The organism is Microbacterium sp. KUDC0406, assembly GCF_021582875.1.
Lineage (GTDB): Bacteria > Actinomycetota > Actinomycetes > Actinomycetales > Microbacteriaceae > Microbacterium.
In genome coordinates this window covers 2414607-2432314 of the sequence record NZ_CP091138.1, presented here as the reverse complement: position 1 = coordinate 2432314, position 17708 = coordinate 2414607, and the positions used below count along the sequence as shown (strand labels likewise).

3 protein-coding genes and 2 pseudogenes are annotated in these 17708 nt (G+C 67.8%); all 5 read left to right on the top strand.

What is annotated here, in order from left to right; genetic code table 11:
• Positions 1 to 13: 13 nt before the first annotated feature.
• A pseudogene (gene recQ / locus L2X99_RS12145) lies at positions 14 to 1976 on the top strand (DNA helicase RecQ).
• Positions 1977 to 2283: 307 nt separating this feature from the next.
• Positions 2284 to 4329, top strand: a complete 2046-nt coding sequence (locus L2X99_RS12140; protein WP_236126506.1) for an acyl-CoA dehydrogenase family protein — start codon at positions 2284 to 2286, stop codon at positions 4327 to 4329.
• Positions 4330 to 4638: 309 nt separating this feature from the next.
• Positions 4639 to 5184: pseudogene (locus L2X99_RS12135) on the top strand (DNA-3-methyladenine glycosylase I); the annotation flags it as partial.
• A gap of 47 nt (positions 5185 to 5231) precedes the next feature.
• A complete protein-coding gene (locus L2X99_RS12130; RefSeq protein ID WP_236135171.1) occupies positions 5232 to 11396 on the top strand; it encodes an Ig-like domain-containing protein in 6165 nt (2054 codons plus the stop codon).
• A 90-nt stretch (positions 11397 to 11486) separates the two neighbouring features.
• The gene (locus tag L2X99_RS12125) at positions 11487 to 17642 is read left to right on the top strand and encodes an Ig-like domain-containing protein (protein ID WP_236135170.1); all 6156 of its coding nucleotides are present in this window, start codon (positions 11487 to 11489) and stop codon (positions 17640 to 17642) included.
• Positions 17643 to 17708 lie beyond the last annotated feature (66 nt).

The following is a 17708-nucleotide window of genomic DNA, read 5'->3' as shown; positions in this document are numbered from 1 at the left end:
GGGCCAGGGGCCGATGACGCCGGCGGCTCCGGCATCCGCCCCCGTGCAGGGCCGCCCGGCGCCCAGCCGCTACGCGACCCCGCTCGAGGCACTGCGTACGGTGTTCGGCTACGACGCGTTCCGCGGCGATCAGGCCGCGATCGTCGACCAGGTCGTCGCCGGCGGCGACGCCGTGGTGCTCATGCCCACCGGCGGCGGCAAGTCGGTCACCTACCAGGTGCCCGCCCTGGTGCGCGAGGGCACCGGACTGGTGATCAGCCCGCTCATCGCCCTCATGCACGACCAGGTCGACGCGCTGCGCGCCAACGGCGTGAAGGCCGCCTACCTCAACTCCACCCAGTCGCCCGATGAGCGCAGGGCGGTCGAGCGCGACTACCTGGCGGGCGAGCTCGACCTCATCTACGTCGCCCCGGAACGGCTCTCCAGCCCGCAGACCACGGCGCTGCTGCAGCGCGGCACGCTCAGCGTGATCGCGATCGACGAGGCGCACTGCGTGTCGCAGTGGGGCCACGACTTCCGTCCGGACTACCTGGCGCTGGGCGACCTCGGCGAGCGGTTCCCCGGCGTGCCGCGCATGGCGCTCACCGCCACCGCCACCAGGGCCACGCACCAGGAGATCACCGAGCGGCTGCATCTCGACGGCGCGCAGCACTTCGTGGCGAGCTTCGACCGGCACAACATCCAGTACCGCATCGTGCCGAAGGTCGATCCGCGCAGGCAGCTGGTCTCGTTCATCCGGTCGATGCAGGGGGTGCCCCCGGTCGTTGAGCGAGGAGCGCAGCGACGAGACGAAACGCCGTACGCCGCTGTCGCCGGCATCGTCTACGCGCTCAGCCGCAAGTCGGTCGAGCAGACCGCCGATCACCTCGTCGCGCAGGGGTTCGACGCGCTGCCGTATCACGCCGGCCTCCCGGCCGAGGTGCGCGCCGCGAACCAGGCGCGCTTCCTCCGCGAGGAGGGTGTGGTCATGGTCGCGACGATCGCCTTCGGCATGGGCATCGACAAGCCGGATGTCCGGTTCGTCGCGCACATCGATCTGCCGAAGTCCGTCGAGGGGTACTACCAGGAGACCGGCCGCGCCGGCCGCGACGGCGAGCCCTCGGTCGCCTGGATGGCATACGGCCTGGGCGACGTCGTGCAGCAGCGCCGGCTCATCGACCAGAGTCCGGGTGACCGCACCTTCAAGATGCGCATGGGGCAGCACCTCGACGCCATGCTCGCGCTGTGCGAGACGGTGCAGTGCCGGCGTCAGAACCTGCTCGAGTACTTCGGGCAAACCCTTCCGGAGGCTCGGTCCCTGAGCGAAGCCGGAGGAGCCGGGAGAGTCGAAGGGTGCGGCAACTGCGACACCTGCCTCGAGCCTCCCGAGACCTTCGACGGGCTGATCCCGGCGCAGAAGCTGCTGTCCACGATCGTGCGACTCAAGCGCGAGCGCAATCAGGCGTTCGGCGCGGGACAGCTCATCGACATCCTGCGCGGCTCGTCCACAGAGCGCATCCGCAAGTTCGGGCACGAGCGGCTCGCGACCTACGGCATCGGCGGCGACCTCTCCGAGCAGGACTGGCGCAGCGTCGCGCGGCAGCTGCTGGCCCGTCGGCATCCTCGTCGCACAGGGCGAGTACGGCACGCTCGCCCCGGGCGAGGCGGCCGGCGGAGTGCTGAAAGGCGAGACGCCTGTGCCGCTGCGCAAGGACACGATCGGCCGCACCACGACGGCGCGGACGCGCAAGGCCTCTGCCGCCGACAGCCTCGCCGAGGGCGACCGCGGGCTGTTCGAGGCGCTGCGCGCCTGGCGCGCCGAGACGGCTCGCGAGCAGGGAGTGCCCGCCTACATCGTGTTCGGCGACGCCACACTGCGCGCGCTCGCCGAGCACCGCCCGGCATCCGCCTCGGCACTCGACGGCATCACCGGCATCGGCGCCAAGAAGCGCGACGCCTACGGCGAGGCCGTGCTCGAGGTCATCGCCGCGAACTGAGCGGATGCCGCGCCGGGGGTCCTTCGCGCGGCTCTTCTCGGTTCGCGCGGCCGGTCTTGACCCTTCTGGCGCTTCGCGCGACACTATGTCGCTCGCGCTGCGCCACTGTGCGCCGCGCGAGCAGAAACAAGGCGCGCGCAGAAACGGCACGAGGCGTGCGGCCCCGGCGAGCGCTGTGGGGTGCGAACAACTCGGAGCGGCGGCCCCGCGCCATCCGTTTGGGGATCTTCCACAGCCGAGTTCCGCACACGTTGTCGCAGACCTACCATCGAAGCATCCCCGGACTCCCTCTCGAGAGGATTTCACCATGGTCGACGCCGCCGTTCGCACCGACGCCCCCGTCCCGCAGATCGATGTCGATCGCCTTCACGAACTGCTCATGGGCACCTGGGCCGACACGCGCCGCGAGTCCCGTGAGCTGATCAAGGACTCGGCCTTCTGGCGAGACGACTCGCTCGGCAAGGACGAGCACCGCGAGCGCGTGCTCACGCAGCTGCACCTGCTGGTCGAGAACAACGCCGTGCACCGGGCCTTCCCGAAGGAGTTCGGTGGTGCCGAGAACAACGGCGCGAACATCGCCGGCTTCGAGGAGCTGGTGGTCGCCGACCCCAGCCTGCAGATCAAGTCGGGCGTGCAGTGGGGACTGTTCGGCTCGGCGGTGCTGCAGCTCGGCACCGAGGAGCACCACAGGAAGTGGCTGCCCGGCATCATGGATCTCTCCATTCCCGGCGCGTTCGCGATGACCGAGATCGGCCACGGATCGGATGTCGCCGCGGTCGGCACCACGGCGACCTACGACCCCGAGACCGAGGAGTTCGTCATCGACACGCCGTTCCGCGCGGCGACGAAGGAGTTCCTCGGCAACGCGGCGCTGCACGGCATCGCCGCGACCGTGTTCGCCCAGTTGATCACGAACGGCGTGAACCACGGTGTGCACTGCTTCTACGTGCCTCTGCGCGGCGAGGACGGCGTCGACCTGCCCGGCATCGGCCGTGAGGACGACGGTCTGAAGGGCGGACTCAACGGCATCGACAACGGGCGCCTCAGCTTCGACCACGTGCGCATCCCGCGCGCCAACCTGCTGAACAAGTACGGCGATGTCGCCGCCGACGGCACGTACACCAGCTCGATCGACAGCCCCGGACGCCGCTTCTTCACGATGCTCGGCACCCTGGTGCAGGGTCGTGTCTCGCTCGACGGCGCCTCGTCGTGGGCATCCGCTCTCGGCCTGCACATCGCGATCACCTATGCGACGCAGCGCCGCCAGTTCGACGGCGCCGACGGGCAGGAGGTCGTGCTGCTCGACTACGGCAAGCACCAGCGCCGCCTGCTGCCGCGCCTGGCGACCACCTACGCGCAGATCTTCGCGCACGACGAGTTCCTGCAGAAGTTCGACGGCGTGTTCTCAGGCCGCACCGACACCCCGACCGACCGTGAGGACCTCGAGACCCTCGCCGCTGCGCTCAAGCCGTTGTCGACCTGGCACGCGCTGGACACGCTGCAGGAGGCCCGCGAGGCCTGCGGCGGCGCCGGCTTCATGTTCGAGAACCGCCTGGTCGGCCTTCGGCAGGACCTCGACATCTACGTCACCTTCGAGGGCGACAACAACATCCTGCTGCAGCTGGTCGGCAAGCGTCTGCTGACCGACTACGCCAAGCAGTTCACGGGCAAGGATGCCGCGGCCCTGGCCAAGTACGCCGTCGGCCAGACCGCGGGCAAGGTGTTCCACGGCGCCGGCCTGCGCGCTCTCGGCCAGGCGGTCGCCGACCTCGGCTCCACCGCGCGCTCGGTCGAACTGGGCCTGCGCGAGGAGCAGCAGCACGAGCTGCTGACCGAGCGCGTGCAGCAGATGGTGGCCGACATCGCAGGGCGCCTCCGCCCGGCTGGAAAGGACAAGGTCCTCGGCGAGAAGCTGTTCAACGAGAACCAGGCCGAGCTCATCGAGGCGGCCCGTGCGCACGGCGAGTTGCTGCAGTGGGAGGCGTTCACCGACGCCGTGCACAAGGTCGAGGACACCGAGACCAAGAAGGTGCTCACCTGGCTGCGCGACCTGTTCGGACTGCACCTGATCGAGAAGCACCTCGCCTGGCACCTGATCAACGGTCGCCTGTCGACTCAGCGCGCCGCCGCCGTGTCGAGCTACATCGACCGGCTGTGCGCGCGCCTGCGGCCCTTCGCGCTCGACCTGGTGAACGCCTTCGGCTATGAGCCGGAGCACGTCCGTGCGCCCATCGCCAGCGGCATCGAGCAGCAGCGGCAGGACGAGGCCCGCGCGCACTACGCGGCGCTCGCCGCCTCGGGTGAGGCGCCGATCTCGGAGAAGGCGCTGCGCAAGGCCGCCAAGAAGGCCTGAACCGACCACCGATCGCCCCAGGCACATCCGGCGCGTTTCGTCTCGCTGCGCTCGCTCAACGACCCGCGGGCTCAACCTCCGGGTCGTTGAGCGAAGGAGCGCCAGCGACTGAGACGAAACGCTCCCCGCCGAGCTGCGCTCGCTCAACGACCCGCAGGCTCACGGTCGTTGAGCGAAGGAGCGCCAGCGACGGAGACGAAACGCTCCCCCGCCGAGCTGCGCTCACTCAACGACCCGCAGGACCAACCTCCGGGTCGTTGAGCGGTTCCCGATAACGTCGGAGCATGGCTTCTCTCCTCGACCGCGGCCGACGGCCGCTCGCGCTGCGCCTGGGTCGGCGACGACGACGAGTACCGGCGGTACCACGACGAGGAATGGGGAGTCCCGCTGCACGGCGACCGTGCGCTGTTCGAGAAGATGTCGCTCGAGGGGTTCCAGGCCGGCCTCAGCTGGATCACGATCCTGCGCAAGCGACCGCGATTCCGTGAGGTGTTCGCCGGCTTCGACACGGCGGTCGTCTCGGCGTACGGTCAGGACGATGTCGAGCGACTGATGGCGGATGCCGGGATCATCCGCAACCGCGCGAAGATCGAGGCGGTGATCGGCAATGCCGCGCTGGCCCACGCGATGCCCGACGGTGCACTCGACGAGCTGATGTGGTCGTTCGCACCGGAGCCGGGTCCGCGTCCACGCGAGTTCGCCGACGTGCCGGCCACGACGCCGGCATCCGTCGCGCTGAGCAAAGAGCTGCGCCGCCGCGGCTTCCGCTTCGTCGGACCGACCACGATGTACGCACTCATGCAGTCAGCCGGCATGGTGGACGACCACGTCGAGGGGTGCTGGCGCGTCGGTTGACGATGGGCAGTACTCCCCATCGTGATGCTCAGGATCGATGACTTACGATGGGCGGGCGTGCCTGGGGCCGCCGCATCGGCGCCTGGGGCGCACGAACACCGACGAGCATCGCAGGAGAACCGGTTATGAAGGCGTTGAGCTGGGTCAGGACGCGCCCGAAGACGCTGGCGTCGGCCGCTGCGGTGACGGTGGGCGTGGTGACGATCACGACGCTGGCGATGGCGTACGACGGCAATCCGACGACCGAGGTCGACCTGAATGACGGCGGCGTGTGGATCACGAAGGCGTCGGACCTGCTGGTGGGGCACTTCAACAACGAGTCGACGCTGCTCGACGGCGGGCTGCGCACGACAGGTCAGGACTTCGACATCCTGCAGGACGAGTCGACGATCATGGTCGTGAACCAGGACGATTCGACCCTGACGCCGGTCGATCCGGCCACCGTGTCGCTCGGCGATGCGACGAGCATTCCCGCTGGGGCCAAGGTCGCGCTGCGCGAGCAGACCACGGCGATCCTGGACCCGGCATCCGGCGACCTCTGGGTCGTGCCGCCGCAGAACCTGGGCGGATTCGAGTTCGCCGGAGCGGACCCGGTTGCCGAACTCGGCAAGAACGCGGATGTCGCGGTCGGCGACGACGGCACGGTCTACGCCGTCTCGCCCTCGAAATCCGCGATCTACACGATTCCGGTGACCCCGCAGGGCGATCCGGAGGAGCCGACATCGGCCGCTGTGGAGGGGCTGAAGACAGGCAGCAAGGCCTCGATCACGACCGTGGGGGAGACCCCGGTCGTGCTCGACCCCGCGCAGGGCGTGGTCATGACCCCCGATGGTCTTCGCACCGAGATCGGTGACGCCGACTCCGCCGTGCTGCAGCAGGTGTCCGGTGAGACGGACGCGGTGGTCGTGGCGACGGCGTCGGAGTTGGTGCGTGTGCCGTTGGACGGTGGTGAGGCGGACGTGACGTCGACGCGTTCGCACGGTGTGCCCGCCGCTCCGGTGCAGGTACTCGGCTGCACGTACGGGGCGTGGGGCGGATCGGGTGCTTTCGTGCGGGACTGTGCGGGCGATGGTGCCGATCTGGCGGAGCGGATTCCGGGGTTGAAGCCGTCTGGGACGTTGGAGTTCCGGGTGAATCGGGATGTCGTGGTGTTGAACGATGTTGTGGGTGGGATGGCGTGGATCGCCACGGAGAGTCTGCAGCAGGTGGACAACTGGAATGACATCACTCCGCCTGAGGGTGAGACAGAGGATGAGGAGGACACCACCGAGGAGACGGTGGAGACGTCTTTGCCGGAGCGCAGTGAGCAGAACACGAAGCCGGTGGCGGAGGACGACGAGTTCGGTGTGCGGCCGGGTGGGACGACGTTCCTGCCGGTGCTGGACAATGACACGGATGCCGATGGTGATGTGCTGGTGGCGTCGTTGTCGAGCAAGCAGCCCTCGATCGGTGAGGTGCAGCCGATCAACAACGGCAGTGCGCTGCAGATCGCGGTGCCGGAGGATGCATCCGGCTCTGCGTCGTTCGAGTATGAGATCGATGATGGGCGTAAGGGTACGGACACGGCGAAGGTGTCGGTGTCGGTGCACGACTGGAGTGTGAACGGGGCTCCGAAGCCGAAGCGGAAGAGTTCTCTGGCGGTGGAGGCCGGTGGCACGGTGTCGTACAACGTGCTGCCGGACTGGATCGACCCCGACGGCGACGACCTCTATCTCAAGGATGTCGTCGCGGCGAACGGCGATGAGGTCGACTTCACGACAGACGGCCAGATCACCTATCGGGCGGTGTCGAGCCCGCCGGGACGGCACGAGGTTCAGGTGGTCGTGGCGGACGGCTCCGGCGAACTCGCCACCGGCGCGATCCAGTTGGACGTGCGTCCCGTCGGGTCGACGCTGCCGAAGACCAACGCCGATCACGTCGTCACGACCGTGGGACAGCAGGTGACGGTGTCGCCGCTCGCCAACGACACCAGTTCCAGCAAGGAGCCGCTGCGCTTCGCCAGCGTCGACGATGTCGAGGGTGCCACGGTCACGCCCGACTACCCGAACAAGACCTTCACGTTCAAGACCGACAAGCCGGGCACCTACTACGTGCAGTACCTCGTCACGGCCGGCGTGCCCTCGGCCGCCGGCCTGGTGCGCATCGATGTGCAGGAGGGAAAGGATGAGGATCTCGCGCCGATCGCCGTGCGCGATGTCGCGCTGCTGCCGACCGGCGGCGAGGTCCTGGTCGGTGTGCTGAACAACGACACCGATCCTGCGGGCGGACTGCTGGTGGTGCAGTCGGTGTCGGTGGAGCCGGGCAGCGGTGTGTCGGTGTCGGTGCTGAATCACGAGACCCTGCGGATCGGCGACCAGGGCGGCCTGGAAGACCAGGTGCGAATCACCTACCGCATCTCGAACGGCAAGAAGACCGCCGAGGGCGACGTGATCGTGATCCCGATCCCGGCGCCGGACAAGCTGCTGCCGCCGGTTGCGAACGATGACACCGCCGTGGTGCGTGCCGGTGACGTGGTGACGATCCCGGTGCTGGACAACGACACGCATCCGAATGATCTGTCGATGCATGTCCAGCCGGAGCTTGTCGAGCCGTTCATCGACCCGGAGGACGGCGAGGCGTTCGTCTCGCAGGACAAGGTGCGCTTCCGCGCCGGTCCCGAGGCGAAGACCGTCTACGCGACCTACAACGTGGTGGATGAGAACGGCCAGGTGGATGCCGGGTACATCACGATCCAGATCCTCGCCGTGGACGCAGAGAAGAACGCCGCTCCCCGGCCGCGGGATGTGACCGCGCGCACGCTGAGCGGCACGACGACGAACATCGCGATCCCGTTGGACGGGATCGATCAGGACGGCGACTCCGTCGAGCTGCTGGGGCTGGATTCGAACCCCAAGAAGGGGCTCGTGACCGTCGAGCAGGACTACCTGGTCTACGAGGCGTTCGAGGACTCGACCGGCACGGACACCTTCACGTACAAGGTGCGTGACAACCTCGGCAAAGAGGGCATCGCGACCGTGCACGTCGGGATCGCGCCCGGCGAAGAAGTGAACCAGGCGCCCTATGCGGTGAAGGACGCCGTGGTCGTGCGGCCGGGTCGTGAGGTCGCGGTGCCGGTGCTGGCGAACGACTCCGACCCCGAGGGAGACCAGATCTCTCTCGTCAAGAAGGGCATCAAGCTGCCTGGGGATGTCCCGGGGCTGGATGGTCGAGTGTCGGGCGACCGCGTGCTCGTGCAGGCGCCGGACTCCGAGATCGAGACCTCGCTGCGGTACACGATCGTGGACGAGCGCGGGGCCGAGGCATCGGCGGTGCTGCAGATCACGGTCGACAAGGATGTGCCGCTGCTGTTCCCGATCGCCCGCGACGACCGCGTCAAGTCCGAGGATGTCAAGGACGGCACGACGGTCGACATCGATGTCCTGGCCAACGACGAGGATCCCGACGGCACGACGGACGCGCTGAAGCTGGTGGTGGAGAACGGCGGCACGGTCCTTCCCGATCGCAAGGTCCGGGTGAAGGTCGGCGACGAGCGCCAGCTGCTCCGCTACACGATCACGGATCAGGACGACCAGGAGTCGTCCGCGTTCATCTACGTCCCGGCGCTGGACGATCTGCGCCCGGTCGTGAAACCGGGCAAGGCCATCGAGGTCGTCAGCGGCGAGACGGTCGAGGTGCCGCTCGCCGACTACGTCACTGTGGCCGGTGGCGGCTCCGTAGTGATCACCGAGGCCGAGAAGGTCTCCGCTGCGCATGCGAACGGCGACAGCCTGGTCAAGGACGAGCGCACGCTCGTGTACACATCTGCTCAGGGTTACTTCGGCGCCGACGCGCTGAGCTTCGAGGTCACAGACGGCACCGGCCCGGACGACCCGAAGGGCCGCAAGGCGACGCTGTCGATCCCGATCACGGTGCTGCCACCCGCGAATCAGCAGCCGAGTTTCACCCGCGGCCAGGTGAACGTCGCGCCCGGCGAGAAGGCCGTGTCGCTGAATCTGGCCGAGCTGACCGACGATCCGGATCCGGAGGACAAGGGCAAGCACACGTTCACCTATGTGAACGGCGCGACCGACGGCATCTCCGCACGCGTGGACGGCGACCAGCTCTTCGTAGAAGCTTCATCGAACACGAAGAAGGGGACGGCGGCGACGCTGCGCCTGCGGATCTCGGATGGAGAGACCGAACCGGTCGAGGGCACGGTCGATGTGACGGTCACCGCCTCCACGCGGGAGCTCCCGACGGCGAACACGGACACCTTCCCGGAGTCGAACCAGGGCGAGACGATCACCGTCTCCCCGCTGGACAACGACGTGAACCCGTTCCAGGGCGAGGGCGATCTGCGCCTGATCTCCGCCGAGCGCCAGAGCGGCGACGGTGAGGTGACGGTGGCCGGCGACCAGGTCAAGATCACCCCGGGTGCGAAGTTCGTCGGCACGCTGACGGTGCGGTACCGGATCGGCGATGTCACCGAGGACCCCGATCGCGAGGTCGACGGCCTGATCGTGCTGACGGTGCAGGGCAAGCCGGATGCTCCGGGCAAGCCGACCGTGTCGAGTGTGCAGGATCGGACGGTGGTGCTGTCGTGGTCGCCGCCGGCGAACAACGGTGCGGAGATCACGGGTTACACCGTGCGTTCCGTGCAGGGTGCTTCGTATGAGAAGCAGTGCTCGTCGACGACGTGCACCCTGGACGGTCTGACGAACAACGTGAAATATCTGTTCCAGGTGACCGCGACGAACAGGGTCGGCGAGTCCGATCCCTCGCCGTCCTCGGCAGAGGCCCGACCGGACGCGCGTCCCGACACCCCCGCCGCGCCGACGCTCACCTACGGTGACAAGCAGCTGGAGATCAGCTGGAAGACCCCGTCGACCCCGGGCTCCCCGGTCGAGTACTACACGCTGGAGCTGTCCGGCGGCATCGGCGCGGGAACGAAGACGAACATCACCGGCAACTCGTACACCTGGACCGGTCTGGAGAACGGATCGTCGTACACCGCCCGCGTCCAGGCGCACAACCTGGCTCCGGACCCGTCGAGCTGGAGCGGAGCGTCGCTCCCGGAGATCCCGTCCGGTCCTCCTCTCGCGCCGGCGGCACCGACCACGTCGGAGCTCGCCGCCGTCGGCGACCGCGCACAGATGGAGGTGACCTGGAAGGCGCCGGACGACAACGGCGACTCGATCGACGGGTACCAGGTGCAGGTGATCCGCGGATCCAGCGTCGTGCAGACCATCGCGGTCGCCGCGGGCAAGACGTCGCAGGCCGTGGTCGTCGACACCTCGACGACGGCGTACACGTACAAGGTCCGTGCGCAGAACCGTTCCGACTGGGGCGACTGGAGCCCGGCATCCGCCGCGCGCCGCGCCGCCATCAAGCCCGGCACGCCCGGTACTCCGTCGGTGACCGCCGGAGACCAGAAGCTCACCGTCACCGCGTCGTCGTACACACTGGCCGAGTCGGACATGAACGGCGCCAGCAAGTCGGAGATGACGTACCAGTACAGCCTCAACGGCGGCGGCTGGAAGAGCGACTGGAACGGCACGACGATCTCGGGCGTGAAGAACAACACCGAGTACAAGGTGCGCATCCGTGCGGTCGCGAGTGTGAGCGGCAAGGACTACATCTCCGACGCATCCGGGTCATCCGCGGGACGGACGCCGTTCGGCAAGCCGCCGGCGCCGACCGTGTCCGCGAAGAACAACGGCCAGTCGATCACCTTCAGCTGGCATGACAACGGAACGAACGGCGCGGCGATCACGACGCAGATCAACGTCGACGGCAACGGCTGGAAGAACGCGAGCAACAACGGGTCGACGACGGTCGGCAACGGGTACTCGCAGAACCACAAGATCTCGGTGCGCACGCACAACAAGGCCGGCTACTCCGATCCCGCATCGAAGTCCGCCTCGACCAGCGCCCCGCCCTCGCCGCGGGTGTGGGTGACCGAGGGGCCGCTCGACCCGCAGGCGTGCGTGAACGGCTGCGCCGACTTCAAGGTCAACTGGGAGAACCTGAACATCGGGAGCAAGAAGGTCAAGTGCTACTCGAGTGCCTATCCGGGCGGTGTGAGCAGCTACACCTACGACGTGAACTTCAACGGCTCGGGCAGCAAGGTCATCTCCTGCCACCAGGGTCGCGACGGCGTGGACGTCTGGGTCGACATCATCGGCTGGGGCGACTCCGTGGACACCGAGAAGCACTTCTGGCCCAGACCCTAGCCGTGCCGCTCGCCGCGGATGGGTAGTCCTCCCCATCGGCGGCACTCAGGGCCCGCGGTCAGGATGGCCCGGTGCGGATTCTGGCCGGAGTTGACCGTCCCCCGTGCGCAGCATCCACAGCAGTTCCAGGGGGAACCGGTTATGAAGGCGTTGAGCTGGGTCAGGACGCGCCCGAAGACGCTGGCGTCGGCCGCCGCGGTGACGGCGGGCATGGTGGCCGTCGCCACGATGGCGATGGCGTACGAGGGCAACCCGACGACCGAGGTCGATCTGAACGACGGCGGCGTGTGGATCACGAAGTCATCCAAGCTGCTGGTGGGGCACTTCAACAACGAGTCCACGCTGCTCGACGGTGGGCTGCGCACCACGGGCGAGGACTTCGACATCCTGCAGGACGAGTCCACGATCGTCGTCGTGAACAGCAAGGACTCGACGCTCGCGACGGTGAATCCGGCGACGGTGGCGCTGAACGACGCGGTGCCGATCCCCGGATCGAGCAAGGTCGAGCTCGGGAAGAACACCGTGGCGGTCCTCGATCGCGACTCGGGCGGCCTGTGGGTCGAGTCGGTGCAGGGCCTGGCCAACTTCAAGTTCGCCGGCAAGAAGCCACTCGTCGAACTGGGCAAGAACGCGGACATCGCCGTCGGCCAGAACGGCACGGTGTACGCCGTGTCGCCGGCGGAGTCGACCGTGTACACGATCCCGGTCAGCCCGCAGGGCGATCCGGGAGATCCGCAGTCCGGTTCCGTGGAAGGGCTGAAGGCTTCGAGCGAGCCCTCGATCACCGTGGTCGGCGATACGCCGGTGGTGCTGGATCGCGCCCAGAAGGCCGTGATGTCGCCGGCCGGGTTCCGGACTGAGATCGACGGCGCGGACACGGCTGTTCTGCAGCAGCCGTCGGGAGTCGCGGGCGCGGTGTCGATCGCGACGGCATCCCAGCTTTTGGACGTGCCACTGGACGGTGGCGACGTCGTCGCCACGAGTACTCGGGCGCAGGGCGTTCCGGCCGCGCCCGTGCGCGTTGCGGGCTGCGTCTACGGTGCCTGGGCGGGCTCAGGAGCGTTTGTGCGGGACTGCCTGGGCAAGTCCGCAGATCTCGAGGAGCAGATTCCCAACCTGAAGCCGTCTGCGACGCTGGAGTTCCGGGTGAATCGGGATGTCGTGGTGTTGAACGATGTCGTGGGCGGGATGGCGTGGATCGCCACGGAGAGTCTGCAGCAGGTCGACAACTGGAACGACATCACTCCTCCCGAGGGCGAGACCGAGGAAGAGGAGAACACCACCGAGGAGACGGTGGAGACGTCCCTGCCGGACCGCAGCGAGGAGAACACGAAGCCTGTGGCGGAGGACGACGAGTTCGGTGTGCGTCCGGGCGGTACGACGTTCCTGCCGGTGCTGGACAACGACACCGATGCCGATGGAGACGTGCTGGTGGCGTCTCTGTCGAGCAAGCAGCCGTCGGTAGGTGAGGTGCAGCCGATCAACAACGGCAGCGCGCTGCAGATCGCAGTGCCGGAGGACGCGTCGGGTGCGGCGTCGTTCGAGTACCTGATCGATGACGGTCGTAAGGGCACCGATACCGCGAAGGTGACGTTGTCGGTGCACGACTGGAGCGTGAACGGCGCTCCGAAGCCGAAGCGGAAGAGCTCGCTGGCTGTGGAGGCAGGTGGCACGGTGTCGTACAACGTGCTGCCGGACTGGATCGATCCGGACGGGGACGACGTCTATCTGAAGGAGGTCGTCGCCGCGCCCGGCGACGAGGTCGACTTCACCACCGACGGGCAGATCACCTACCGCGCGATCGCCAGCCCGCCCGGGCGGCACGAGGTGCAGATCATCGTCGCCGATGCATCGGGTGAGGACGCCGGCGGCACGATCCAGCTGGACGTGCGTCCCGTCGGATCGACGCTGCCGAAGACCAACGCCGATCACGTGGTCACCAAGGTCGGTCAGCAGGTGACGGTGTCGCCGCTGGCGAACGACACCAGCTCCAGCAAGGAGCCACTGCGCATGAGCCGCGTCGATCCGGTCGACGGCGCCACGATCGTGCCCGACTACGGGAACAAGACGTTCACGTTCAAGACGCAGACCGCGGGCACCTATTACGTGCAGTACCTGGTCACGGCTGGTGTCCCGTCCGCCGCGGGTTTGGTGCGCATCGACGTCGAGGATCGGACCGAAGAGGATCGCGCGCCGATCGCTGTGCGCGATGTGGCGCTGCTGCCGACCGGCGGTGAGGTGCTCGTCGGTGTGCTGAACAACGACACCGATCCGTCCGGCGGAGTGCTGGTGGTGCAGTCGGTGACGGTGGAGCCCGGCAGCGGCGTATCGGTGTCGGTGCTGAACCACGAGACGCTGCGGATCGGCGACCAGGGCGGGCTGAAGGACCAGGTGCGGATCACCTACCGCATCTCGAACGGCAAGCAGAATGCCGAGGGCGACGTCGTCGTGATCCCGATCCCGGCGCCGGACAAGCTGCTGCCGCCGGTGGCGAACGACGACACCGCGACGGTGCGGGCGGGTGATGTGGTCACGATCCCGGTGCTGGACAATGACACGCATCCGAATGACCTGGCGCTGCACGTGCAGCCGGAGCTGGTGGAGCCGTTCATCGATCCCGAGGACGGCGAGGCGTTCGTCTCGCAGGACAAGGTCCGCTTCCGCGCGGGGCCTGAGGCGAAGACCGTCTACGCGACCTACAACGTCGTGGACGAGAACGGCCAGATCGACGCCGGATACATCACGATCCAGATCCTCGCGGTGGATGCGGAGAAGAATGCTGCTCGGCGGCCGCGGGATGTGACTGCTCGTACGATCAGCGGCACGACGACGAACATCGCGATCCCGCTGGACGGGATCGATCAGGACGGCGACTCCGTGGAGCTGCTCGGGCTGGATTCGAACCCGGCCAAGGGTCTGGTCACGGTGGAGCAGGACTACCTGGTCTACGAGGCGTTCGAGGATTCGACCGGCACGGACACGTTCACGTACAAGGTGCGCGACAACCTCGGCAAGGAGGGCACGGCGACGGTCACCGTCGGCATCGCGCCGACCGAGCAGGTCAACCAGGCGCCCTACGCGGTGAAGGACGCGGTGGTCGTGCGCCCGGGCCGCGAGGTCGCGGTGCCGGTGCTCGCGAACGACTCCGACCCCGAGGGCGACAAGATCGCGCTCGTCAAGAACGGCATCACTCCGCCGAAGGACGTACCCGGCTTCGACGCACGTGTCTCCGGCGATCGGGTGCTCGTGCAGGCGCCGGATGCCGAGGTGGAGACCTCGCTGCAGTACACCATCGTCGACGAGCGTGGTGCCGAAGCCACCGCGGTGCTGCAGGTCACCGTCGACAAGGACGTGCCGCTGCTGTTCCCGATCGCCCGCGACGACCGCGTGAAGAGCGAGGATGTCAAGGACGGCATGACCGTCGACCTCGACGTGCTCGCCAACGACGAGGATCCGGACGGTACGACGGACTCACTGAAGTTGGTCGTCGAGGAGGGCGGCACGATCGTCAAGGACCGCAAGGTGCGGGTGAAGGTCGGCGAGGATCGCCAGCTGATCAAGTACACGCTGACCGATCAGGACGACCAGACCACCTCGGCCTTCATCTACGTTCCGGCGCTGGCGGAGCTGCGTCCGACCGTCGACTCGTCGAAGTCCATCGAGGTGATCAGCGGCGAGACGGTCGAGGTGCCACTCGCCGACTACGTCACTGTGGCCGGTGGCGGCACCGTGGTGATCACCGAGGCCGAGAAGGTCTCCGCCGCGCACGCGAACGGCGACAGCCTCGTCAAGGACGAGCGCACGCTCGTGTACACGTCCGTGGCGGGCTACTTCGGCGCGGACGCGCTCAGCTTCGAGGTGACCGACGGCACCGGCCCGGACGACCCGAAGGGTCGCAAGGCGACGCTGTCGATTCCGATCACGGTGCTCCCTCCGGACAACCAGCAGCCGACGTTCACGCGCGGTCAGCTGAACGTCGCACCCGGCGAGGACGCGGTATCGATCGACCTGGCCGAGCTGACCGACGACCCGGATCCGGCCGACCAGGGCAAGCACACGTTCACCTACGTCGGGGGCGCGAGCGACGGCATCTCCGCACGGATGGACGGCACGGAGCTCATGGTCGAGGCCTCGTCGAAGACGCCGAAGGGAACGGTCGCGACCCTGACCATCCGCGTCACAGACGGTGAGACCGAGCCGATCGAGGGCACCGTCGAGGTGCGGGTGACGGCGTCCACCAGGGCGCTGGCGACAGCGAACACCGACACGTTCCCCGAGGCGGATCAGGGTGAGAAGATCACTGTCCCGGTGCTCGCGAACGACTTCAACCCGTTCGAGGACAAGGGAGACCTGCGCCTGCTCTCCGCGGCCGTGGAGAGCGGCAACGGCACCGCGAACGTCGTCGGCGACAAAGTCGACGTGACGCCGGACGCCAAGTTCGTCGGCAGCATGACCGTCCGCTACCGGATCGGCGACGTGACCGAGGACCCCGACCGCGAGGTCGACGGCCTGATCGTGCTGACGGTGCAGGGCAAGCCGGACGCACCCGGCGTTCCGACGGTGTCCAGCGTGCAGGATCGGACCGTCGTGCTGTCCTGGTCACCGCCCGCGAACAACGGTGCGGAGATCACCGGGTACACCGTGCGCTCCGTGCAGGGGAACTCCTACGAGCGCAGCTGCGAGTCGACGACGTGCACTCTGGACGGCCTGACGAACAATGTGAAGTACCTGTTCCAGGTGACCGCGACGAACCGTGTGGGTGAGTCGGATCCCTCGCCGTCCTCGGCAGAGGCTCGGCCCGACGCGCGTCCCGACACCCCCGCGGCCCCGACGCTGGTGTTCGGCGACAAGGAGCTGAAGATCTCGTGGGTGACCCCCTCGACACCCGGCTCACCCGTCGAGTACTACACACTCGAGCTGTCGGGCGGCGTGGGGGCCGGTCAGAAGACGGAGATCACCGGCAACGCCTACACCTGGACCGGGCTGGAGAACGGCACCGAGTACACGGTGCGGATCCGGGCGCACAACCTCGCGCCCGATCCCTCGAGCTGGAGTCCGTCATCGCTCGGTGAGATCCCCGCCGGGCCTCCCGCGGCACCGGCCGCCCCGACGACGGCGGAACTGGAACCGGTCGGGAAGCGCGCGCAGATGCAGGTCTCCTGGACTCCGCCGAACGACAACGGCGACGCCATCGACGGCTACCGGCTGCAGGTGCTCAACGGATCCACGGTCACGGACACCATCGCGGTCGCCGCCGGCAAGACCTCCCAGGCCGTGGTCGTCGACACCTCGACGACGGCGTACACCTACCGGATCCAGGCGCAGAACAAGGCCGGATGGGGCGACCTGAGCCCGGCATCCGCTCCGCGGCGCGCCGCGATCAAGCCGGAGACCCCATCGAAGCCGACGATCAGCAAGTACGGCGACAAGTACCTGACCGTGAACGAGTCCTCGTACACGCTGAGCCAGTCGCAGCTGAACGGTGCGACGACGGGCGAGACGACGTACCAGTACAACGTCGGCGGCGGATGGAAGAGCGACTGGGACGGCTCCAAGATCGACGGCCTCACCAACGGCGACACCTACACGGTGCGGGTCCGTGCCGTGGCCACAGTCGGCGGGAAGCAGTACATCAGCGACCCGTCGGCGGCCTCCGCAGGCGTGGTCCCGTACGGCATCCCGCCGAAGCCGAACGTCAGCGCGAAGAGCAACGGAAGCGCCGCCACCGTGACGTTCACGTGGAGCCCGAACGGGACCAACGGTGCAAACATCGACAACGCGCGTTATCGCATCGACGGCGGGGCCTGGCAGGATGCCGCCAACAGCGGGAGCGGCTCGGTCACGACGGGCAAGAAGTACTCCACGACCTTCAAGATCGAGGTTCAGGTGCACAACAAGGCCGGCTGGTCTGCCGGCGGAACAGCATCCGCAAAGACCGACGCAGCGCCGCCGCCTCCAGATCCGCCCAGGGCGTGGGTGACGAACGGAGCGTACGTCGGATCCTCCGACTGCGCCGACGGCTGCCACAAGTTCCATCTGAACACGAACGACAAGTTCTCAGGCGGGTCGCACTCGGTGCGCTGCTACAGCTCGGCCTTCCCCAACGGGTGGAGCACCAACAGCTACAGCTTCGGCGCGAACGCCTCCTTCGATCTGTACTGCCACCACGGCGACATGCTCAGGAACCCGCCCCACAAGGTCTGGGTCACGATCGACGGCAAGGCCTACGAACAACGCGACTGGTGACCCGCGCGTCCGCCGCACGACACCGACAGCACACACAGCATCCGATATCCACACGTAAGGAATTCC